This window comes from Ruegeria sp. BB7 (assembly GCF_056539365.1).
On record NZ_JBQFUV010000044.1, the window covers coordinates 1 to 1,399 of the forward strand.

The window sequence follows — 1,399 nt, forward strand, 5'->3', positions numbered from 1 at the left end:
GCGCAGTGATGCGCTGCCGTTTCCCTGAGGCTTTAGGGATACTTGTCGGTGATCGGTCTCAAACTGTTGGCACTGGGCCTTGTTCCTCAATGATCAGGAAGTGACTCAGGTCCAGATCGATGACATCCACGTCTCTCAGCAACAGGCTGGAATCGTCGGCATATTGAAGAAGTGCACCTTCGCTTGTTTGAACGAGATCCAGTAAAGGATCATACTCTTCGCCAATACCAACCTGAATCATGACGGAATCGAAGTTGAAATCGAAATCGTCCACGACGTCGTGGCCGGTGCCTGTGGCCGCGCCTGAGGATGTGTCCCGAATGACGCCAACCGCATCCCTTCCTTCTCCGGTGGTTATCAGATCGTTGCCGGTATTTCCGAATATGAAATCATCCCCCGATCCAGCATCAATTAGATCATCTCCGAAGCTACCAATGATAATATCGCTTCCACCCCCGGTTGATAGGCTGCGCACCCCACTGCCGGTCAAATCCACCTCATCGTCAAATTCGGTGGTCACAAGCTGTTCGAAATTGGCATAGGACGACAGGTTCCAGTCCCCTCCCGGAGAGTACTCTATGAGCTTCTGCGTTCCGTTCCCCTCAAAGGAAAGCCCCACGGCTTCTGAGTATGTTGAGAAGTCGAGAGTGTCGAAGCCTTCTCCGCCATCAACCAAATCATAGCCCGAACCGGCATAGGCTGTATCATCGCCCCCTGACAGATTAACGATATCTCCGCCCGGGCCACTGACCCACACGTCATCTCCGGACGTTCCGTTTGCAATTCCTCCGATCAATGTGATGTTGGCAGTCGCTACATCATTCGAAGCATCGACATCTGTGGCAGTGTCAGAGACCAGGATGACCTGATATTCACCTGCCAGAACAGTGTGATCCACGTTTGCAGAGGCTGAAATCGAGGCGGGCTGCCCGGCACCCAAACCAGTTGCACCCGTCCAGATCGCAATATCGTCCGGCGAAAGCGAACCGTCAGTTGAAAGATATGCCGTCAGCCCAACATCGCTCTCCGCGCCCGTACCCAGATTGGAAAGATCGATTGTCAGATCCAGACGTGCGCCAAGGGTGGTTCCAAAGAAACTGTTCTGGCCCAGATCCAAATCGGACGACGTCTCGATTGTTACTGCGTTTATGGAAATGTCTACGGTTGGCTCTGGCGGCGGTGTCAACGTGACCATCTGCGTAATTACGTTGTTTTCCGGTGCCGTGTCTGCCGCACCATCACCCCATTCCACGACACTGATCAGGAAATAGTCTCCGGCGGCATAGTCCTCTGGCAGCCAGTGCGTGGCAGTGAAGCTTGATGTCATGCCAGGGTTGGTTCCGCCGGTCACACCGGCAATACGATGATCTTCGGCGGAAATCACAGAATCCGTTGAAAT

General features: G+C 53.6%; 1 protein-coding gene. It reads right to left on the reverse strand.

Annotated elements, in window-relative coordinates; genetic code table 11:
* Window positions 1-58: 58 nt before the first annotated feature.
* The coding region (locus ACR0D7_RS19360) for a calcium-binding protein (protein ID WP_480680475.1) at window positions 59-1,399 on the reverse strand (1,341 nt) is incomplete at its 5' end.